The organism is Cupriavidus sp. FW305-3-2-15-C-LB2, from assembly GCF_058787575.1.
Map to the genome: position 1 here is coordinate 15,513 of NZ_JBYSZW010000007.1, position 20,849 is coordinate 36,361.

The following is a 20,849-nucleotide window of genomic DNA, read 5'->3' on the forward strand; positions in this document are numbered from 1 at the left end:
CACCGTGACCTGCAACCTCCGCACGCGCCCTGCGGCCGTGCTACTGATCATCGGCATGCTGGGCTGCGCCGGCTGCGAACGCAGCCAGCCGGGCCCCAAGCCCATTTCCGGCGCGGCGGCCAGCGCCACCCCGGCCGCGCCCGCCACGCTCAATCCTCCCGACACACCAGCCGCGCCGGCATCGGGGCAACCACGCTGACGGCACCGCAGGACACTGACCGGGGCGTACCTGTTTCTGCGTGACCTATCGGCGGCCGGTGCAGGTGTTGCCGGGCCGCGTCAACTGCAACGCCGGTTTCAGGCGTGCAACGCGTTGCAAGAGCGCGCCTGCGGGCCTAGCGCAGCGCGTTATCCCGCACCCCGCGTACGCAACGGGCACCCGGCGCCGCACCAGCGCGGCCACCACGCGCGCCGCCGCGCGCATGGCGCGTTGCAGCGGCGAAACCGATTGGTCTGCCACCGCGCCCCAAGGCCTGCCCGCGCTCGCCCCTCATACCGCAAACCCGCGTGGCATAAGCCTTTGCGGCCCTTGGCACACTTGTCGCTCAGGCAAAACAGGGGCACATGGGCCCGTGCCCATGGAACCAGCCATTGCATGCAGGAGAAAACCCAGACATGCGTCATCCGCCATCACGCATGACGGCGCGCCGGCGCTCCTACCGGCTCGCGGGTCCGCCGCCGTCGGTGGTGGACCTGCTGTCGTCGCCACTGCTGCCCCATCCGCGGGCGCGTACGCCGCCCGCCACGCCGGCCGCGCAAGGCGCTGGCTGCGCAGCGACGGCCAGGCACGGAGTTGCCAGGGCTGCCTTCCGGCGCCACGCGGGCAAGCGGCGCGCGTGACCGCAGGCAGCATTGGCAACGCAGGATGTCGCGGCAGGCTGGCGCCGCGAACGGAATGATGGCGGGTACGCGAGCCAGCGTGCCCGCGCGGATTTGGTGCTCCGTCCCCCGGCGGGCACCGTTTTTTCCACAGGGAGGCACCCGCCATGACAGCCGGAATGCTTGCCGCCACGGTGCTGGCGGTGTTCTCAACCAGCGCCGCGGCGGCAAGCTATGCCTGGTTCGACCGCCCCGAAGCGGCCAGCGCCGACAGCCACGCGGCGGTCAGCAATGATGTTTACGTGCGCGGCTTTGGCTGGGCCTGGGGGGAACTGCAGCTATCGCCGGACACGCCGTCCGGTGCCGCCACGTCAACGCCAGGGCGGCAAGCGCGCGACAAGCCGGAGCGCGGCGCGATCGTGCCGTGGCGCCAGCATGACGAGAACGGGCCGCCGCGCCAGCCGCGCGGCAAGCTCAGCATGAACCTTGCCACCGAGCTGATGGATGCGGCCAGCGGCGAGTCCGGGGCCAGGCGGCCCCTGGCAGTGGTGCGCTGACGTGCCGACGGGCACGAGGAAAGGCGGAGCCGGCGGGCGGACGTCGCCTGTTCCCCTTTCCTGCGGCGCCTGGGATTGCGTCCGGCCTCCGGCAACCTGCGCCGGCTTGCCGCTTACTCGCCCGCAGTCGCCTGACTCTCCACGCGGATGTTGTGCTTGTGCATGAGCCGGTACAGCGTCACGCGCGAGACATTGAGTTCGCGCGCGGCCGGCACCACGTGAAAGCCGTGGCTCGCCATCACGGTGCGGATGGCCTCGCGCTCGGCTTCTTCGCGGATCGCGTCAAGGGTCTTGCGCGGCAGCTCCGCCCCGCCGTGCAGCTGCAGGTCTTCGGCGGTGATCTTGCGGTTGTCGGTCATCACGATGGCGCGGCGCACGCGGTTGATCAGTTCGCGCACGTTGCCCGGCCACGCGTACTGCATCATTGCCTGCGTTGCGCAGGCCGAGAACCCGCGAATGCGCCGGTGCGCCTCGTGCCCGTGTTCGGCCAGCACCGCGTTGGCCAGCTGCAGGATGTCCTCGCCGCGCTCGCGCAGCGCCGGGATGGTCAGCGTCAGCACGCATAGCCGGTGGAACAGGTCGGAACGGAAGCGCCCGTCGGCCTGTGCCGCCACCAGGTCCACGTGCGTGGCCGAGATGATGCGCAGGTTCAGCGGGATCGACTGGTGCCCGCCCAGGCGGGTGATCATGCCCTGCTGCAGGAAACGCAGCAGCGCCACCTGGCTTTCCAGCGGCAGGTCGCCGATCTCGTCGAGGAACAGCGTGCCGCCCTGCGCCTGCTCGATCCAGCCGATCTTGCGCTGGTTGGCGCCAGTGAACGCGCCCTTCTCATACCCGAACAGCTCGGACTGCACCAGGTGCGAGGGAATCGCACCGCAGTTGATGGCAATGAACGGTCCCTTGCGCCGGCTCGAGGCATCGTGGATCGCCTGCGCGGCGAGTTCCTTGCCGGTGCCGGACTCTCCGGAAATGAACACCGGTGCCTCGTTGTGCGCCACCTTGGCCAGCGAGCGGAACATCGCCCGCATCGCCGCGCACTCGCCGATCATGGTGCCGCGCGAGGCGGTCTCCTGCGGGCGCGTGCCGTGCAGCGACGCCATGCCCTGCGCATGCTTGAGCGTGTAGAGCAGTTCAGGCATCGAGAACGGCATGCGCACGTAGTCGACGCAGTAGTCGCGGATCAGCCGGCGCACGCGCTCCTGCGCCAGCATTTCATCGGAGGTGATGGCCACCCACGTAATGTGCAGGTACTGCAGTGCCTGTTCGAGTTGCGCGAACTCGGCATCGCTGTAGTCGGACTGCAGGTCGATCACGCCTGCCATGGGCGGGCAGGCCCGCACCACGCGTTCAAGGTCGCGAATCTGCTGGATCCGGCGGATTTCCCATCCCGTGGCTGTGCCAGACGGGTCAAAACCAAAATCTTCATGACGCGACACGACCACGATCTGTGCAGTGCGTGACGCCTTGCACAGTCGGTCCATCACGATCTCCCGGACGTTAGGCTTGTTCTTGGTTCGGGCACCCGTGTCCGCCGTCGCGGCCTGCAGCCGCGGCGGACGGTGGGGCTGAACTGGCTGCGGGCACGCACCCGCGCGCGACGTCGGTATCACGAGCTGGACAGACTGCGGAGTTGCTCATCGGGCGCGGCAAGATCGTCCGCACCCACCTGGAGCTGAGCGCGGATACGCCGCCGCACAGCCTCCTTTTCACGCATCAACTCCAGGCGCGGCGCCTGCTGCGACTGGCCGGAGTATTGGTAGTAGAGCGTCTTGTAGGTCTGTTGGCTCAGGATCCATTCCTGCAACAGCGTGCGCTGGCGTGTCAGTTCGCCTTCGAGCAGGCGATGGCGGCGCAGCAGGTTGGCCACGGCCGCGCGTGCGCTGTCGCTGAGTTCGCTGTCGTCGGCAAGCAGGGCGGCCACCTCGGCCGTCGCGCCATCTTGGACGGTCCGCTTGCTGGGTGCTTCGCCTGCGGCTTCCCCCACGGCAGCCCAGGCATGATGGATGGCTCGGATGGAGCGGTTATTAGTCTCCCTGACAGGCCCGATAGCGGGTCGCCGGATCTCTCCTGCGGTCATGATAATCCCCGTTGAACAACATCCCCCGGCACTACACGTCTGCGGTTACCACTTGTCAGTCTTTGAACTGGTTTTTTGTCTGCGTGGCGCGCGTGTTTCCCGCACGCTCCCGGATGGTGGCTATGCCGCCTTGTTAACGGTCTGGACCGAAATGTCCACCGACTGGCGAACGGCGCTCAAGCGCTCTCGGTTGGCTCCGGCATCCTGCCGCATGCACCGGAGTCAAGAAGGGGCGCCTTGCCGCGCCCCTCTTTGCCACGTCTATAGTTCAGTGCATTTGGGGCACTTTGTCCAGCCCCGAGTGGGTGACTTACAGCCAATCTCATACTTTGGTATGAGGCCGCGCGCACACTGGCCGCCGGCCCGCGACCGCCACATTCCCAGCGGCCGATGTCTGCATGCATGCTACGCAGAAACGGGTACGCTTTGACACCCCCGAACGGGTGATGGCAGCACCGTTGCGCGGGAATGGCAAGCCGTGCCGCATGCCGCGAGGGCGTGGCGGACTGTCACGCAGAAACAGGTACGCCCGGCCGGTGGACCCGCTCGCGCCGCACGCAGAAACGGGTACGGCTGGCGGGTGTCGGACGGCGCTACGGCGCCCGCCCGGCATCACGATGCCAATATCATGACAGCAGCGCACCATGGAAAAAGGGCGGCCCTGGCCGCCCTTCCTTCATCCCATGCCGGCTGGCGCGCTCAATGCCCTGGCAGGTAGTAGAACTTGAAGATGAACACCGCCGCGATGATCCACACCATCACGGGCACGCTGCGTGCGCGGCCGGTCAGCAGCTTGAGCGCCGCGTAGCTGATAAAGCCGAACGCAACGCCGTTGGCGACCGAGTACGTGAACGGCATGCCAAGCGCGGTCATCACCGCGGGCACGACTTCGGTGACGTCATTCCAGTCGATCTCCAGCAGCTCGCGCAACATCAGACAGGACACATACAGCAACGCCGGCGCGGTGGCATAGGCCGGCACCGTGCCGGCCAGCGGCGCGATGAACAACGCCGCGAGGAACAGCACGGCCACCGTCACCGCCGTCAGTCCGGTGCGCCCGCCCGCCTGCACGCCGGATGCGCTTTCAATATACGCCGTGGTGGAAGACGTACCGAGGAACGAGCCCGCCATGATCGCGGTGCTGTCGGACATCAGCGCCTTGTTCAGCCGGTCCATTTTCCCGGCCTTGAGCAGGCCCGCGCGGTTGGCAACGCCCATCAGCGTGCCGGTGGCGTCGAACAACTCCACCAGGAAGAACACCAGCACCACGTTGATGATGCCGATCGACAGCGCGGCGGATATATCTAGCTTGAACAGCGTCGGGCCGAGCGACGGCGGCGCGGAGAACACGCCGTGGAAGGTATTGCCGGCAAACGCAAAGCTCAGCAGCGTGGTGAGCAGGATGCCGATCAGGATCGCGCCCTTCACCCGCAGATGATCCAGTGCCACGATCACGAAGAAACCGATGATCGCCAGCACGGCCGAAGGCTGGTGCAGGTCGCCGATGGTCACCAGCGTGGCCGGGCTGGCGGTGACGATGCCGGCGTTCTTCAGGGCGACAATCGCCAGGAACAGGCCGATGCCCGCGGTGATCGCCACCCGGATCGAATGCGGAATGCCATTGACGATCATCTCGCGCACGCGGAACAGCGTGACCAGCAGGAACAGGCAGCCGGAGATAAAGACCGCGCCGAGTGCCGCCTCCCATGCAAAGCCCATGCCCTTCACCACCGTATAGGCAAAGTACGCGTTCAGGCCCATGCCCGGCGCCATCGCGATCGGGTAGTTCGCGTAGAAACCCATGATCAGCGTGCCGATCGCCGCGGCCAGGCAGGTGGCGACGAACACCGCGTCTTTCGGCATGCCCGCATCGCCCAGGATCGACGGGTTGACGAAGATGATGTACGCCATCGTCAGGAACGTGGTGACGCCGGCGAGGATCTCGGTGCGTACATCGGTCTGGTGTTCGCGCAGCCTGAACAGGCGCTCGATCAGCGAAGGCGCGGCCTGTGGCTTGCCGTGCGGCGGATTGGCGGTTGACGTGCCCGGCTTGGAAGCGGGTTCCGGCATCGACATGACTGGTCTCCTGATATCGTTATCGTGTGCGCGGCGACAACAACGGCGCGGCCGCAGGTGGCTGGCTTCGGCCTGAAGCATCCCGCGACGCCCCGCTGGGCGGCAAGCGTACTCTGGTGCAGGCCGGCCCGCTTCGCCATGGCACAGGCGAATAAGCGATATGCAAAAGGCGTGATGATCCCACAGCGCGAACCGCTGAATCCAGCGCCGCCACGGGGGTGCTCCGGGGCGTCCCCGGCTTGACGCTTGCGGCAATCCCCCGTATAAAGCCGCCTAGATTCAAGCGACGAGGCAACAGTTCATTCGTTAGCCACCGTCTGGTACTTCGGTTGTCCATGGTGTCCTTTCCTTGAGTTCCCCGTGTCGGATGACGTTTTCGTCATGCGATGTTTTTTGTCCTTTTTCTGGAAAGCAAATCATGCAAACCGGTATCGTCAAGTGGTTCAACGACGCCAAGGGCTTCGGCTTCATCAAGCCGGACGCGGGTGGTGACGACCTCTTCGCCCATTTCTCGGAAATCCGCGCCGACGGCTTCAAGTCGCTGCAGGAAAACCAGCGCGTGCAGTTCGAAGTCAAGAATGGCCCGAAGGGCCTGCAGGCCGCGAACATCACCCCGCTGTAAGCATTGACTGCCGGCGCGCCCCGCGCGCGCCGAACAGCGTAGAACCCCGCCCATGGCGGGGTTTTTTGTTTTCAGGCGCGGATAGCGCGATTGGCGGTGCTGGCTGCGCCACCTTCATCACATCCCGGCCCCCCGCCGCTCCCCGCCTGCCCCGGTCATGCAGACCGCCAGGCGCTCCGCTCCAGCCCCCCGCATGCCCATGCCGCCGCCAGCCGGCACGCCTGGCCTTGCGCGGCGCACTTTCCCGCTCACCATCCAGCCTTGCGCTCCACGCAGAATCGGGTACGCCCTGCTGCACCGCACGAGGTCAGGCACGGCCCGTGAGCCTCGCAGAAATGGGTACGGTCTGTCCTGGCAGGCCTGCTTGCGCTGGGCAGCGGGTACGCAGAAACAGGTACGCCCTGCGGCACTGGGGTCTTTCCAGGAGCCTTCTGGCACGCAGAAGCGGGTACGCCCAAAAATTTTTTTCGAATTGGATTCGGCCGATGGCAGCGGTTCTCCGGCCCGCATTCCTCCTACATATCCACAAAGCCGGGCCAGGCCGACGACGCAGAAACGGGTACGGCTAATGTTGCAACGCAATAACCATCGGAAGCCCTGAGGCTGCCGGCACCTCTCGCAGAAACAGGTACGCCCACGGGCACAGGCGCACCACTCAACGCCACGCAGAAACGGGTACGCCAACGACATGCAAGGCGGGTGGCTACCCGGCCGAGCTTCGGCATCCATGATCTGTCTGCGCAGAAACAGGTACGGCGCGTAGCGCCGCGAGTCTCCCGCGTATACGTTGAGTGTGAGTGCTAGCTTTTTCTGCAACTCTCATGTAGAATGGAAACTTGGTGATAGTTCCGTCAGAACAGCGCCATGGGTCTGCGCAGAAACGGGTACGCATGACCCGGAAGAGCCCGGCAGGAGATACGCAGAAACGGGTACGCTTCGCGGCGCACCAGGGTGCCAGGGTCGGCACGCAGAAATGGGTACGCCGCAGAAACAGGTACGCTGGGGCAGCACGGCAGCGGCCTTTCAGGCCAGCGCAGAAACAGGTACGGTTTCAGGTCTCGGAACGCAGAAACGGGTACGCCTGGCGCGCAAAGCGCCCGTCAGCAGCCCGGCAAGTGAACCAGTTTCTGCGGGGATAACCGGGCTCTGGCCGTACTTTCTGCGGGAAAGAGGCACTGGAACCCTCGCAAGCCGCGTATACCTGGCGCTCGCTCGCAGAAACGGGTACGGTTTGAGGAGTGGCCGCTGTGGAAAAGGCTGTGGAACCTGCAAGTTATCCCCGCAGAAACCAGTTCGCCCCACCCGCAGATACAGGTTCGGCTTGCCGCAGATACGGGTTCGGCCCTTCGCAGAATCGAGTACGGTTGCCCGCAGAATCGGGTTCGGCGGGGTTGGTTTTTCCCTTACGAATCAAGGCGCTGAACTTCACGTATACGGTTTACAAGTAGTTAACCCGTATCGGTATCGTTTACTGGTAGTGGATGGCTGGCGAACCGTGGACAACCCTGGCGGGTTGCCCACCGTCCGCCACCATGCGACCAGTCGTGAGATTCCCAGCCGGCAGAAAACAGGGCGAGCAACGCAAAGGCTTTGCGTACCTGTTTCTGCGTGACAACCTTTGCGGCTTCGAGTACAAAGGCGGGTAATCCGAAGCACGCCAATATGCCCATCAAACGCTCCCCGGCCACCACGGGGGATCGAAGCGTCCTCGACCTGGACGCCGAACCCTCCCGCATCATTGTTCCCGGCAACGAGAACAACCTGGTTCCGTCCGAGAAATTCCAGCGTCTGTTCGACGAAGCGCAGGCCATGGAGCGTGAAGACGCCTGGCAAAGCGGTGAAGTCGGCTTCCTGAGCCGCGCCAGCGTCCAGGTAACGCTGCCCTACCGCGCGCCCAAGGGCGCGCCGCCGGTATGGACCCGCACCAGCGGCAATATCTCGCTGATGATCCAGCCTGGCTACTTCACGCAGCAACGTTCCGAACGTGCCACCAACGGCCGCCAGAAGCTGGTGTCCGAGACCGTCTCGCTGGGTTACCCCTATGGCTCCTATCCGCGGCTGATGCTGGCCTGGATCGGCAAGGAGATCATGGCGAAGAAAAAGCGCGGCGAATTCACCGGCACGGTAGAGGACCGGCGCATTTCGCTGGGCAATTCGCTGTCCGAGTTCATGTACAACCTCGGCATTCCGATGGCCACCGGCGGCAAGCGCGGCACGATGACGCTGGTACGCCAGCAGATGATCCGCCTGTTCTCGGCGACCATCGCCATCGTGCAAAACAAGTCGACGCCGAGCCAGAACCAGAACCCCAACCACGAGCCACTGTCGATCGATCGGGTGGGCTACCTGCTGGCCGATCAACTGTCGACCTGGTGGGACCCCATGCAGCCTGGTCAGGGGTCCATGTTCGAGAGCTTCGTGGTGCTGTCCGAGCCGTTCTTCAACGAACTGGTCAACCGCCCCGTACCGGTCGACATGCGCGCGCTCAAGGCGCTGAAACAGTCGCCGTTCGCGCTGGACGTGTATTCGTGGCTGACCTACCGCTTCTTCACCATCCAGCGCCGCACGGAAATCCCGTGGGAAGCGCTGCAGATGCAGTTCGGCACCGAGACCGAAAGCGAGCGCAAGTTCCGTGCGCTGTTCCGCAAGGCCCTGAAGGATGTGCTGGTGGTGTATCCTGGTGCCAAGGTCGATGCGGATTCGTCCAAGGCGCTGATCCTGCAGCCTTCCCGGACCAGCGTGCGCAAGCTGGGCTGATTTGCCAGCTTCCCGCCCGGGGAAATCCGCGCACGCCGTTGCACGTGCTCTCGGGACGGCATCAGCAGGTCCGGGCGCGCCGGAACTGAGGCCGGACACCATGTCCGGCCCCCGAATGCAAAAAAGGCAAGCGTTGAACGCTTGCCTTTTTTGTTTGCCCGCCGCGGACGGATCCGCAACGGGCGGGGTCAGCCGAGGCTGGTCAGGCCGGCTTGATTGCCGAAGCCTGCAGGCCCTTCGGGCCTTGCTTGACTTCAAACGTCACGCGCTGCCCATCCTTCAGGGTCTTGAAGCCCGAGCCCTGGATTTCCGAGAAGTGCGCGAACAGGTCTGCACCACCGTCGTCCGGGGTAATGAAGCCAAAGCCCTTGGTCTCGTTGAACCACTTGACCGTACCGGTTGCCATAGGAATTTCCTTTTCGAAGCAAGTTCTTGTACACAACGCAAACAACCGTTCAAGCACGTTGAGTTCTCGTAGATACCGAACGGAAGCCGACGAGGTTGACACGACTTGACTCGACTGTAGCGCGCATCATAACCACTTTGGATTGCGGTGTCATGTGCGGCGTAATGCGCACTATAGATACTTTAGGCACATCCCGGGCTGTTTTTCAAGCAATTTTACGGTACGGCTCGTTTCCGGCTGCCAAATGGCGGCCTCTGCTCTCTGCATCGGCAACATATATTTTGTAAATTTGGAAAACGGTTGAAGCATCACGTGCTTTTGGCTACAGTTGCGCCTTAAGAATCAACCGCGCTTTCAGCGCTGAAAGAGAGGTCGCAGTGCCAGCCAAAATCATCACAGTCTTTAACCAGAAAGGCGGTTGCGGCAAGACTACGGTCAGCATGCACCTTGCTGGGACGCTTGGCCTGCGCGGCGCGCGCTCGATGCTGGTCGACATGGACGAGCAAGGCACCGCCACTCGCTGGGCGGCGCAGGCCAGCGACGAGCGGCCGTTCCCGGCTTCCGTGATTGGCCTGGCGCCCTCGGGCGGCGCCATGCACCGCGAGGTCCGCAAATTCGTCCAGGATTATGACTACATCGTCGTGGATTGCCCGCCGGCGGTGCATTCGGCAGCGCCCTCGAGCGCGCTGCTGATTTCGGACCTTGCCATTATTCCGGTGGTGCCTTCGCCGCCGGATCTGTGGGCGGCGGTAGCGGCCAAGACGCTGGCGCAGCACGCCCAAGTCCAGAATGAGTCCTTGCTGATCCGTGTGATGGCCAATATGGTCCAGCGCCGCGTCTCGATCGCGCGCCAGGCCATTGAAATCCTTGGCGACGACGGCGACGTACCGCTTTTGAATTCGATGATCGGGTCGCGCTCGGCATTCCGGGAATGCCAGGCGATCGGCTGCACCGTGCACGGCGTTGCCGGCGCACGCGAGGCGGTGCAGGAGGTCGACATGATGGTCGACGAAATACTGTCTTTGATTGAGCACTAGGTATGGCTACCAAACTGAAGAGCCTCAAGGCTGGCATGCTGGCCGGCATGGCGGCCGAAAAGACCCGCAACGATACGCTGGACCGCTTCGCTCGCGCGGAAGCGGCCATTTCCCAGCATCCGAATGGATTGCTGCAGGGCAGGGGAGCCGATGGCGCGCCCGTTTTCAGCGCTGAAAGTCTTGGCGAAGCCGCCGCGGGCCGGCAGCTGATCAGGATTCCGCTGGAGCAACTGCACGACAATCCTCTCAACGCGCGGCGCCTCTACGATCCCGCCGTGGTGCAGGAGCGGGCGGCATCCATTGCCACGCACGGCCAGAAGACCCCCGGCCTGGCCGCGCCCGATCCGGCGCGCCCCGGCCATTACATCCTGATCGACGGTCATTACCGCAAGCGAGCTCTGGCGTCTGCCGGCAAGCTCGAGATGGAATGTTTTGTCGAAAACGACCTGAGCGACCTGGACTTCTACCGGCTGTCGTTCATGCTCAACGAGCAGCGCTCGGACCAGTCAGCGCTGGACAATGCGATCGCCTGGCGCCAGTTGCTGGACGAAGGCAAGGTCCAGAAGGAAGAGGAAATCTGCGAGCTGACCGGCATGTCGGCCGGCACCGTGAACAAGACGCTGGCGCTGCTGCGCCTGCCCGAGTCCGTGCTGGGCGTGATGCGCGAGCGCCCGAGCGCGATCGGCATCGCCGCGGGCTATGAGCTGACGCTGTACTGCAAGCTGGCGGGCGAGGAGCGCACGCGCGAACTGGCGGCGCGCATCATCAATGACGGCCTGTCGAGCCGCGAGGTTGAAGCCATCCGCAAGCACGCGCAGGAAGGCAAGGCGCGCAAGGTCAAGGAAATCAGCCGGCAATACAAGATCCGGACCGACAGCGGCCAGTTGCTGGGCACCATCAAGGAATGGGACTCGGGACGCGTGATGCTGGACGTGCAGCTGAGCGACCGCAGTGCCCGCGAGGCGCTGGTCGAGGCCCTGAAGGCCCGCTTCGGGCTGGACAACACGCTGCTCTGAGCCGGGCAGGCAAGCCATGGCGCCGCTGCGGCAGCATTGCCGCGGCAGCGCTCAAGCCAGCAGGTCGCGCGGCGAGCGCGCGCCAAACTCCGGATCACAGGTCTTGCGGTAGCGCTCAAGCATGCTGGACAGCAGGGCATGCAGGCCACGCACCGAGTAGCCGGCCAGCGGCAATGCCGCCAGCTTGCGCTGCGCGCGCCGGGTCGGCGGCGCGGCCGGTGGACCGATCAGCGAGGCGTCTTCTGTGCCCGCACCGTCCCACTGGAGGTTGCGGTCACGCCAATGCCGGGCCAGCGCGTGCTGCGTGGCCAGGCCAAAGCCGGGCGTTCCGTCTGGCACAATGCTTTCCACACCGTCTTCCGGAACCCGCGCAGGCTGCTGCATCGGCGCCAGCGAACGCCGCGTGACCGAGGTCAGCCGGTCCAGGCTGAGCCGGTGTTCCCGCAACAGCAGGATTGCCGCATGGGCGGTCCGGTAGCGCTGGCCATCGTCGTCGCCGCCCCGGCGTTCCAGCCATGACAGGAAGGGAGCCAGGCTGGCCTCGGGAACCTGCAAGGTGTCCGGCCGCGCCGCCTCCGTTGCCGCCGAGGCATCGGTGCCGTCCGGGATCCGGGCTGGCCAGAGCGCTGCGCCCGGGTAGCCGTTGGCATGCATCCAGCGGAACAGGGCGGCCAGCACCCGCATGCTATGCCGCACGCTTGCCGGACTGAGCGGGCCGGTGAACGGACGCCAGCCGGCCAGGTGGCGCGGTGCCCGCGGTCCGCACCAGCGGCTGCCCGGTTCGGGCTGCGCCAGGAAGCCCAGGTAGGCCCGGCGGTCGTCCAGATCGAGCTGCGACAGGCCCTTGCGCCGCTCCAGTGCTGCCCATAGCAGCAAGCGCTCCGCCTCCTTGCGGTAGGCCGAGAACGTGCTGCCGCTGTCGCCGGCGGCATCGCGCAGCCAGGCCTGGACGACGTCGAGGCCCTGACTGTACGGGCAGCTGGCGTCAGCGGCTAACGCGGGCGACGCGGTCATCCATTCCAGCGGCAACGGCTGGCGCATCCCTGGTCCCAGCCTGCCTCGCTCGAGCAGAGTCCGGTTGCCGACGTGCGCGCCCAGCAGCGGCTTGCCGTCCGGGTCCCGGAAGGCAGCACGGTTCTCGCTGAGCCAGCGGTTGACGGCCGCGCCGGCAAGCGCGCCAATGCGCGGGACGGCCCGCCACCAGGCGCTGCCGCGTCGGTTTGCAAGCTCAAAAAGAGAATTAAGGGTCACAATTTCAGCCTTGCGCAAGCGTCGCGCCAAGGCTGGTGCAAACCACAACTCCACGCCGTGCTGGGGGCGCGGCGCCGCCGTACCCAACCGTTCGAGCTCAGCCAGCGCGTCGACGCGGCGATCCATGCCGCGGTTGGAGCGGCCAGGGCCGGCCAGCAGCAGTTCGGCCAGGTCCGCCCGTCCGTGCAGGTGCGCGAGCTGGACCATCCGGTCGCGCAGGGCAAGCAGGATCCGCAGCGCAGACTCGGCCCCGGCTTCGTCGTCATCGGCTTCGTCGGCCAGGTAGCGGGGCACCACCATGGCCGCCGGCATGCCCTGCACATAGGCGCGTACCGCCGCAAATTCGCTGCGGGTGAGGCTGACCATCATCATTCCAGGAATCATCGGCAGGTATGCGCTGAATGGCTAACTTCTTGATTTATAAGGCACTTGAAGCGAGCGAGAATTCATCCGGCCCGAAATGCATAGATAAATACAATGCCGATAATTTTATGCGCGTTTTCACTGGAAAGTCATCCCCGCTGCCCTTGTGGCATCCGTATGCTGGTGTCAGGCAGTGCTCGGGGAAAACCCGCCGCAGCGCACCATCACCTTGCATTCGACCTACGCGTTTCATATGCTGCAGGTCAGGAGTTATAAATACTTAGATCAGACTTCAGTCGCATCTAAGACTCTTTCTACATAAGCGTCTTAACACGCAAAACGGGGCGATCCGGTATCTCCACGGGAAGGACGGACCTGCAGCCTGACGGGAAGGCTGCCGGGCGGTCTGGAGCGATGGCGGATCGTATGGAAGTGCAACCGCAAGATAGCGGAGCATTTCCGACAAGCAAGCGCGGATTGTCGCAGGGTCCGAACTTGCCGCAATAATAAGAGAGCGGCCATGGCCACCATCCTCTTGATCGAGCCTCACCCCCTCCTGCGCCTGGGTCTGCGCCATCTGCTGGCCCAAGCACATATTCCTGGTGACCTGATCGATATCGATCCCCTCGCCCCAGTCGATTCAGATTTGTGGCTGTACGATGCCGACCTGCTGATCTATGGCCTGCCAGCCGATCACGCCGGCGGCTGGGCCATGCTGGAGGAACTGTGCCAGCGGCTACGCCCGCAGCGCGTGCTGGTCCTCGGCGATCAGGCGGCCCCATTGCTGCCGGATGCAGGCTTGCCTGACCCGGTGCGCGGCTGCGTGGCCAAGAGCTGCAGTGCGGATGCGCTCGATGCCGCGGTGCGCCTGGTGCTGGCCGGCGGCGAGTGCTTCCCGGCGCGTGCCCAGGGCAGCCACCATGCCTGGCAATCGGAACTCGATGCCGGCCATGCCCCGGTGGCAAGCAGCGCAGGGCAGGGCGAGGCCCGGGTCGTGGCGCTGCGCGCAGGCATCGGCGAGGCCGTGCTCGAGCATGCGGTGCCCGCGCCCCAGCGCCATTTCCAGGCGCACGCGACGTACCACGAAACCCCGTCGGCCGGCGCGCACCTGCTGAACATCACCGAACGCCAGTACGAAGTGCTGGCGCTGCTGGCTCGGGGCTATCCCATCAAGACGGTCAGCCGCATGCTGAATATCTCGGTGGCCACCGCGAAGACGCATGCCTGCACGCTGTACCAGCGCCTGCACGTACGCAACAAGGGCGAAGCCGTCTACGTTGCCCTGCAGAAGGGTGCCACGCTCAACTGGGCCGGGCCCGCCACGCCCGTCAATCCGGTGACCCGGGTGCCGGCACCTGATCCCACCTGCCAGGCTGCGTGACGGGTGGCGGCGCGGCGTTCACGGGTCGCGCCTCATCCTTCTGGCGTGCGGCTCTCAGCCAAAAGCATGAGGCAATGGCGGCGGCGGCTTGCTACCTTGTGATGAAAGGCATCTGCAGACACTTTTTCCGGCGGCCGGCGCTGCCCTGATGCCCTGCAAGGCGGGCCGCCCCGCGGCCCGGATCCCGACCCGGTGGCAAGCGCATCTGCGGCCCGGGCCAGCTGCCAGACCGAGTCAATGCCGACCTATCTCATCGCCAGCAATGAAATGATGTGCCGTGTCCTGGCGCGTCGCCTGAACGCACTGGACGTGCCGCAGCCGATCACGTGGCGCACGCCGCAGTGGCTGCATGAATCGGCGCGCGCATCGACGCAGGCTTCGTCATCGGAGCCATCGCCGGACCCGGCCGATATCGCGCTGATCGATTGCAGCGCACTGGAGGGCGACCCGCGTGCGTTGCTGGACCAGCTGCAGGCACGCCTGGCGCCACGGCGCTGGCTGGTGCTGTCCGATCGCCTCGATGCCTCGCTGATGCTGCATGCCGCGCTGCTCGGTGCCAGCGGGTGTCTCGCGCTGCCGGCACCGGTTGAACTGGTCTGCGCCGCCACCGCGCTGGTGTGGGCCGGCGGCCAGTGCTTTCCGCGCATGGCGCTGTCACTGACGGGCGCCAACGGGGCCACCGCCTCCCTCCTTTGAGCGAGCAGACCTACATCCACCGTAGGAGTGCGCATCGCACCTGATTGCCTATGCTTGATTCGCCCGGAGGCAGAAGCCAGCCCAGTTTGCAGGCAGGCCGCCCTGGGGAAGTAAGGGGGTCATATGGAGGCCGGACTGGAATTCCTCGTCGTTCGCGGCTTTGCTGTGCGCGAAGGCAGAGGCAAGTGGGCGTGCTGCTTCGAGATCAGGCTGGCTGCCAGCCTTGACCATGGTTGCCACGCGGGTGCCAACGAGGGCAGCGATGAGCCGCTGCTCTATCGCGGTGAACTGCACGGGCGTCAGTTTGACTGCGAGCTGGCCGCCGCCGACGCGGCCCGCGCGGCCGGCGAGCGCGAAGCGCGGCTGCGTGTGGAAAGCCTGAGGGCGCTGATCATTGCTCAGCATCGGCATCGCGTGCCGCCACCACTCGTGGCCTGAACCAGCAGGCATCCAGCGAGAATCAGGCACAGTGGCACCCGGCGGCCTCGCCGGGTGCCACTGTGCCTTTGTCATTCTCTTCGTCGTCGCGCAGCTTGCCAAAATGAAAATCGCCCAGTTGGGGCGATTTCATGGCAAGGTATTTGCGGAACAGGACACCAGCCGGCGAGCCAAAAAAGAAGCCCGCCGACCGGGGGACCATGCGGGCTTTGAAGGCGTGCGGGCCATACTGCCCGCCCACACGTCTCCTTGACGATAACCAATCAGTTCGCAGTCCTCCATCAACCAGAAGCACCATGCGCGCATATTTGCGGCTGAGTGCCCCCCTGAACCGCCTGAACCCTTTGCGGGTTTGTGCGCCGTCCAACAGACTGGCCAGAACCGCGCGCGCCAAGATCGCCATCATGGCCAATGGCAGCAAGTATCTGGCTCGGGTTCAGGGGGAGACGGAAAAATGACTGGTGTCAGCGCTCGGCCTGCCGTATCGCTCGTCAGGCACGCGCGCGGGCCCGGCATGGGCCGTCCGTACCCGCTCATGAAGCGGCATGGCAGGCGCGGAGGTCACTAGTGCACGGCGACACCAGGATGCGTGGACGGGGCGGACCAGGATTGCGCGGCGGCAATCCGGTGTGGTCGCACGTCAACTGCCATATCGACCTTTGGATCGAGCTGCTGCACGGGCTGGACCTGCCGCCGGTCGCGGCACTGGCCTGCGCGGTGCGGCAGGACTTCGAGGCCGACCACTTCACGCAGTGCCGCTTTCCGGATGCCGACCTGGAGCGGCTGTACGGCCTCACCGTGCACGCCCTGACGTTCTACGACTCGCTCGAGTCGCACGTTGCGGCACAGACCTCGCGCGGCCATATCGTCGTGATGGAGCTGGACAGCAGCCAGCTGCCGCCACCCCGCGGCGCCGGCTACCTGCGCCATTGCATGCCCACCTGCATTGCCATCGATGTGTTGATCCCCGAAGCCGGCGCAGTCGGCTACTACCACTCCGACGGCTACCACACCGCGACCGGCGAGGACTACGCCGCCATCATTCGCCTGGCACCGGGCGTGCGCAGTGCCGACGCGCTGCCCTTCATGCACGCCGATGTGGTCCGCCGCAACGGACATCCGCACGCTGCCGAGACGCTGCTCGAGGCCTCGCTGGCATTGCTGCGCTTTCACCTGGGCAACCGTCCGCGCGAGAACCCCGTCACAATGTTTCGCGCGGTATTTCCCCAGCATCTCGAGCGGCTGATGGCGCGCGGGGAACCGGGCTTTCACCACTACGCGTCGGGCGTGCTGCGCCAGCTCGGCGCCAATTTCGAGCTGCTGGCGCGCTACCTGCGCTGGCTGGTGATGCACGGGCAGGAGGTGCCCGAGAAGGCGGCACAAGCCTGCTACACCATGGCCTCGGAGGCGATGGTGATGCAGTTCCGCCTGATGCGCGCGGTCATCAGCCGCAAGCCGGACCGTTGCGAAGACTGCCTGGACCAGCTCGAAGCCTCATACCTGGCCAGCGTGCCGTTGCTGGCCGCGCATTTCGGCGAGTTCAAGCCATGAGTCGGCAGATCCTGCCTGCAGCGGGCAACACTTGGCTGGTGTGCCGCCTCCGGCGTCTGGCACAGAACCGGTTCGATCCGGCGCCGGGGGCAACCCGGTGCATCCGCCTTTTGCACGATATCCCGGGTCTCATGCCGACAGCGGAGGGCATGCCATGCATCCAGCCTTGCGTGCCTGCCGTGACTGACTAGCCCGTAACAGCTTCCATCTGCCGTGCCGCCTCGCCTCGTATGGCGGCGGCGGACATCGCAGCCGCCGCGGCGCATGGCGCCCTTGTCAGCGCCCGCTTCACTCTCGCCTTTCCGTCCAACCTCCCGATGGATGACCGTTCCCCAGCCGTTCGCCTACTGTCGGAGCGCGCTGCCATGACGCTAAATAGAGGCACTGGCTTGCAAAGAGCGCCGCACCTGGGTCGGCGGCGCAGCCAGCCGGTTCTCGGAAAGCAGTCGTGCCGAGCCAGGCCGGCAGAGCGTTGTTCCCGGACTCGGGATTGGACAGGGGGTACGAAAATGATTACGCATCGATCGGATCTGCATGTCAATCACCTGCTCAGCGCGCTGCCGCGCGGCGAGTGGGAGACGCTGGCGCAGCACTTCGAGCTGGTCCGTCTGCGCGCCGGCGAACTCCTGACTGATTCCGGCCAGCGCATCGTCCATGTCTATTTCCCGACCACCGCGGTGGTATCGCTGCTGTCGCTGCTGGAGGACGGCGCGACGGTCGAGATCGCCGCGGTCGGAAACGAAGGGCTGGTCGGCATCCCGGTGGTCACCGGCGGCGACACCATGCCCAGCCGGGTGGAAGTGCGCAGCCCCGGAATGGCCTATCGCATTCCCGCGCGCCTGCTGCGCGGCGACCTGCCGCGCCTGCCCACGCTGCAGCGCGTGACGCTGCTGTACGTGCAGGCCATGCTCACGCAGATCGCACAGACCGCGGCCTGCAACCGCCACCACTCCCTGAACAAGCAACTGTGCCGCTGGCTGCTGCTGGCCATCGACCGGCTCAGCTCCAACGAGCTGGTGATTACCCAGCAGGTCATCGCCAACATGCTCGGCGTGCGCCGCGAAGGCGTGACCGAAGCGGCCGGCAAGCTGGAAGACCTGGGCCTGATCCACCACAGCCGCGGCCATATCACCGTGCTTGACCGCTGCGGGCTGGAGAAGCATTCGTGCGAGTGCTACAAGCTGGTCAAGCGCGAGTATGACCGCCTGCTGCCCGCGCTGGCCAGCGCCTGAGCGGCACGCTTCGGCGCGTGTGGCCTGCGAAGCGCGGCGTGCATACGCCGCGCCGATCCCATTTGAGGAGCTGTAGTCGTGAGCAGACTGTCATATGCCGGTGGCCCGGCTGAGAGCGCCACCCCGCGCCGTGAGGCCCAGCCGGGCGTCACGCAGGCGCGCGCGCTGATGGACCACCTCGGCTGGATTGCCGCGGCTGGCGTGGCCGGTGCGGCCGCAGGCTTGCTGGTGGCGCTGTCGGCGCCGCCGCAGTATCGCGCGCAGGCGCTGGTGCAGGTTGAGGGGCGCGATGGCGGCATGCGCAGCGTCGCCCAGATGCAGGGCCCGGCGGCCTTCGACGCAGGCCTGCTCAAGAGCCGCGCCGTGGTCGGTCCGGTGGTGGAGCGGCTGCGGCTCGATATCACCGCGCAGCCGCTGCGTGCGCCGCTGCTGGGCGCGCTGGTCCAGCGCTTTTCCACACCCGGCCAGCCGCGCGGCACCTGGCCTGCCAGCCTGGGCTATGCCTGGGGCGGCGAGCGTCTGGTAATCGCCAGCATGACCGTGCCCGAGGCGCTGGTAGACCAGCCACTCACCTTCGAGGTGCGCAGCGACGGCCGCTACCGCCTGATGCAGCAGGACACCTTGCTGCTGGAAGGGCGGGCCGGCGAGACTGCGATGGCCAACGGCATTGTGCTGCGCGTGGACAAGATCGAGGCCGGGCCCGGTACGCGCTTCCAGCTCACGCGGCACGACCTGGCCCGCACCGCCGAGTCCGTGCGCCGCGGGCTCACGGTGGAAAGCGAACGCAGTGAAACCCCGGCGAGCCTGGGCGGCGCGGCCGACCCCCTGACCGCGCCGGGCGGCACCGTGCGCGTGAGCTGGCAATACCCGGACCGCCAGCTTGCCGCCCAACTTGTCAACGGGGTCACGCGCGCCTATATCGACGGCCAGACCGACAAGCGCCGCCAGGACGCGGCCGGCACGCTCGCGTTCCTCTCGGGCGAGCTGCCGCGCGTGCAGAGCGAACTCACGCGCGCCGAAGAGGCGCTCACGCGCTACCGCGCGCGCACGGGTTCGCTGCAGCCCAGCCGCGACGCGCAGTCGTTCCTCAGCAACAGCATGGAGTACCAGCGCCAGATCGCAGCGCTCAAGCTTGAGCGCACGCGGCTGCTCCAGCGCTTCACGCCCGAGGCCAACGAGGTCCGCACCGTCGACAGCCAGATCCAGCAGATGACTCGCGAGCGCGCGGAGATCGACGCGCGTATGCAGACCCTGTCGGCCTCCGAGCGCGAATCGGTGGCGCTCACGCGTGACGTCAAGGTGGCCGAGGACATGTACATGTCCTTGCGCAGCAAGGTCGAGCAGCTGTCGCTGATGCTGTCCGACAGCTCTACCCAGATGCGCGTGGTCGATGCCGCGATCGCGCCGGTCACACCGGTCGGTCTCGGCGCGTGGCCGTTCGCCTCCGCCGGCGCCTTGCTCGGCCTGTGCCTGGGCGTGGCCGCGATCAACCTGCGCCAGCGCATGCGCCCGTCGGTGGCCAGCGCCGCCGATGCGGAACAGCGCCTGGGCATGGCCATGCTGGGCGATATCGCCTTCAGCAACGAGCAGACCGAGCTGGAACGGCTGGTCGAAGCCAAGCGCCGCCTGGGCATCGCCTCCGGCTTTGTGCTGCCGCCCAATGTACGCCTCGGCCGGCCGGAGTCTGTCACCAGCGTGATCGACGCCGCCACGGCCGCCGCGCCCGAGGACGAACGCGCGCGCGCCGAACGGCTGCTGCGCCAGGGCCTGCACGACCAGTTCCTGCTGGCGCGGCGCGCCCCGCATTCGCTTGCCGTGGAAGGCCTGCGCACGCTGCGGGCGGCGCTGCATTTCGCGTTGCGCGATGCACCCAACTGCGTGGTTGCGGTGACCAGCCCCGCCGCCAGCGCCGGCAAGACCTTCGCCGCGGTTAACCTCGCGGTGCTGTTCGCCGAAGCCGGCCAGCGCGTGCTGCTGGTCGACGCCGACCTGCGCCGCGGCCGCGTGGCGGACTGGTTCGACCTGCCTGCCGAGCCCGGGCTGGCAGAAGTGCTCGCTGGCCGCAGCGCGATCGCCGAAGCGGTCAAGCCGAGCGTGGTCAATGGCCTGTTCCTGCTCAGCCGCGGCGCGGTGCCGGCCAATCCGTCCGAGCTGCTGATGCTGCCCGCGCTGGCGGAATCCCTGCGGCTGTGCGCGGGGCGCTTCGACCTGGTGCTGGTGGACACGCCGCCGGTGATGGCGGTGGCCGATGCCACGCTGGTGGCCAACCTGGCGGGTTCCACGCTGGTGGTGGTGCGCGCCGATGTCACGGCGACGGCGCAGGTCGATGAAACCCTCAAGCGCCTGGCGCACGCCAATGCCAGGCTGGCCGGTGGCATCCTCAACGGTGTCATGCCCCGGCGCAGCAACCGGGCGGACTTCAATACCATCAATCCTTATCTGGGGATGCCGTTGCCACGAGCGGTAGCGAAGCCTCCCGCATTGGCCGGTCAAGCCGATCGGGTAGGGAAAAACTGACGCATGCCAAAGCACGCCAGAAACCGCACCGCCATTTGTGTGGGTGTACCTGT

Annotated in this window: 19 protein-coding genes; 13 read left to right on the forward strand and 6 right to left on the reverse strand. The window is 66.2% G+C overall.

What is annotated here, in order from left to right; all coding sequences use genetic code 11:
* Nucleotides 1-4: 4 nt before the first annotated feature.
* The 3 genes from AC3WRR_RS07515 to AC3WRR_RS07525 all read left to right on the forward strand — a co-directional run bounded on the left by AC3WRR_RS07515 (nt 5) and on the right by AC3WRR_RS07525 (nt 1,376).
* Nucleotides 5-199 carry a hypothetical protein gene (locus AC3WRR_RS07515; protein ID WP_010811154.1) on the forward strand — a complete coding sequence of 65 codons (195 nt, stop codon included), beginning with the start codon at nt 5-7 and terminating at the stop codon, nt 197-199.
* A 416-nt stretch (nt 200-615) separates the two neighbouring features.
* Nucleotides 616-840 (forward strand): hypothetical protein, encoded by a 225-nt coding sequence (locus tag AC3WRR_RS07520; RefSeq protein WP_231881471.1) that lies wholly within the window; start codon nt 616-618, stop codon nt 838-840.
* A gap of 146 nt (nt 841-986) precedes the next feature.
* A complete protein-coding gene (locus AC3WRR_RS07525; RefSeq protein WP_058697706.1) occupies nt 987-1,376 on the forward strand; it encodes a hypothetical protein in 390 nt (129 codons plus the stop codon).
* A gap of 113 nt (nt 1,377-1,489) precedes the next feature.
* On the opposite strand, the gene AC3WRR_RS07530 is transcribed toward AC3WRR_RS07525, so the two are convergent.
* The 3 genes from AC3WRR_RS07530 to AC3WRR_RS07540 form a co-directional block, all read right to left on the reverse strand.
* Nucleotides 1,490-2,857, reverse strand: coding sequence for a sigma-54 dependent transcriptional regulator (locus AC3WRR_RS07530; protein ID WP_010811152.1), 1,368 nt, complete (start codon nt 2,855-2,857; stop codon nt 1,490-1,492).
* Nucleotides 2,858-2,982: 125 nt separating this feature from the next.
* Nucleotides 2,983-3,453: a hypothetical protein gene (locus tag AC3WRR_RS07535; RefSeq protein WP_011617970.1), complete on the reverse strand. Its 471-nt coding sequence runs from the start codon at nt 3,451-3,453 to the stop codon at nt 2,983-2,985.
* 699 nt (nt 3,454-4,152) lie between these two features.
* Entirely contained in the window at nt 4,153-5,529 is a 1,377-nt protein-coding gene (locus tag AC3WRR_RS07540; protein WP_010811150.1) for an NCS2 family permease, read from the reverse strand.
* Between the two features lie 418 nt (nt 5,530-5,947).
* On the opposite strand from AC3WRR_RS07540, the gene AC3WRR_RS07545 reads away from it, so the two are divergent.
* Together AC3WRR_RS07545 and AC3WRR_RS07550 are read left to right on the forward strand one after the other, a co-directional pair.
* A complete protein-coding gene (locus AC3WRR_RS07545; protein WP_010811149.1) occupies nt 5,948-6,151 on the forward strand; it encodes a cold-shock protein in 204 nt (67 codons plus the stop codon).
* A gap of 1,662 nt (nt 6,152-7,813) precedes the next feature.
* The gene (locus AC3WRR_RS07550; protein ID WP_011616296.1) at nt 7,814-8,908 is read left to right on the forward strand and encodes a replication protein RepA; all 1,095 of its coding nucleotides are present in this window, start codon (nt 7,814-7,816) and stop codon (nt 8,906-8,908) included.
* Nucleotides 8,909-9,110: 202 nt separating this feature from the next.
* On the opposite strand, the gene AC3WRR_RS07555 is transcribed toward AC3WRR_RS07550, so the two are convergent.
* On the reverse strand, nt 9,111-9,314 hold the full coding sequence (locus tag AC3WRR_RS07555) for a cold-shock protein (RefSeq protein WP_006159056.1): 204 nt from the start codon (nt 9,312-9,314) through the stop codon (nt 9,111-9,113).
* Nucleotides 9,315-9,691: 377 nt separating this feature from the next.
* Here AC3WRR_RS07555 and AC3WRR_RS07560 point away from each other — a divergent pair, with 377 nt between their 5' ends.
* Nucleotides 9,692-10,351 carry an AAA family ATPase gene (locus AC3WRR_RS07560; protein ID WP_010811147.1) on the forward strand — a complete coding sequence of 220 codons (660 nt, stop codon included), beginning with the start codon at nt 9,692-9,694 and terminating at the stop codon, nt 10,349-10,351.
* 2 nt (nt 10,352-10,353) lie between these two features.
* The gene (locus AC3WRR_RS07565; protein WP_010811146.1) at nt 10,354-11,367 is read left to right on the forward strand and encodes a ParB/RepB/Spo0J family partition protein; all 1,014 of its coding nucleotides are present in this window, start codon (nt 10,354-10,356) and stop codon (nt 11,365-11,367) included.
* 51 nt (nt 11,368-11,418) lie between these two features.
* Here AC3WRR_RS07565 and AC3WRR_RS07570 read toward each other — a convergent pair whose 3' ends face one another.
* The gene (locus AC3WRR_RS07570; RefSeq protein ID WP_492296568.1) at nt 11,419-12,990 is read right to left on the reverse strand and encodes a phage integrase family protein; all 1,572 of its coding nucleotides are present in this window, start codon (nt 12,988-12,990) and stop codon (nt 11,419-11,421) included.
* A gap of 511 nt (nt 12,991-13,501) precedes the next feature.
* On the opposite strand from AC3WRR_RS07570, the gene AC3WRR_RS07575 reads away from it, so the two are divergent.
* The 3 genes from AC3WRR_RS07575 to AC3WRR_RS07585 all read left to right on the forward strand — a co-directional run bounded on the left by AC3WRR_RS07575 (nt 13,502) and on the right by AC3WRR_RS07585 (nt 15,496).
* Nucleotides 13,502-14,362 (forward strand): helix-turn-helix transcriptional regulator, encoded by an 861-nt coding sequence (locus tag AC3WRR_RS07575; RefSeq protein WP_492296570.1) that lies wholly within the window; start codon nt 13,502-13,504, stop codon nt 14,360-14,362.
* A gap of 237 nt (nt 14,363-14,599) precedes the next feature.
* The gene (locus AC3WRR_RS07580) at nt 14,600-15,058 is read left to right on the forward strand and encodes a response regulator transcription factor (protein WP_010811143.1); all 459 of its coding nucleotides are present in this window, start codon (nt 14,600-14,602) and stop codon (nt 15,056-15,058) included.
* A 123-nt stretch (nt 15,059-15,181) separates the two neighbouring features.
* On the forward strand, nt 15,182-15,496 hold the full coding sequence (locus AC3WRR_RS07585; RefSeq protein WP_010811142.1) for a hypothetical protein: 315 nt from the start codon (nt 15,182-15,184) through the stop codon (nt 15,494-15,496).
* Nucleotides 15,497-15,518: 22 nt separating this feature from the next.
* Here the strand turns inward: AC3WRR_RS07585 and AC3WRR_RS07590 are convergent, their stop codons facing one another.
* Entirely contained in the window at nt 15,519-15,902 is a 384-nt protein-coding gene (locus AC3WRR_RS07590; RefSeq protein ID WP_136227837.1) for a hypothetical protein, read from the reverse strand.
* A 161-nt stretch (nt 15,903-16,063) separates the two neighbouring features.
* On the opposite strand from AC3WRR_RS07590, the gene AC3WRR_RS07595 reads away from it, so the two are divergent.
* The 3 genes from AC3WRR_RS07595 to AC3WRR_RS07605 all read left to right on the forward strand — a co-directional run bounded on the left by AC3WRR_RS07595 (nt 16,064) and on the right by AC3WRR_RS07605 (nt 20,796).
* Entirely contained in the window at nt 16,064-17,047 is a 984-nt protein-coding gene (locus tag AC3WRR_RS07595) for a DUF1839 family protein (protein ID WP_011616301.1), read from the forward strand.
* A 509-nt stretch (nt 17,048-17,556) separates the two neighbouring features.
* On the forward strand, nt 17,557-18,279 hold the full coding sequence (locus AC3WRR_RS07600) for a Crp/Fnr family transcriptional regulator (protein ID WP_010811139.1): 723 nt from the start codon (nt 17,557-17,559) through the stop codon (nt 18,277-18,279).
* Nucleotides 18,280-18,357: 78 nt separating this feature from the next.
* On the forward strand, nt 18,358-20,796 hold the full coding sequence (locus AC3WRR_RS07605) for a polysaccharide biosynthesis tyrosine autokinase (protein WP_011616302.1): 2,439 nt from the start codon (nt 18,358-18,360) through the stop codon (nt 20,794-20,796).
* The last annotated feature ends 53 nt before the right edge of the window (nt 20,797-20,849 follow it).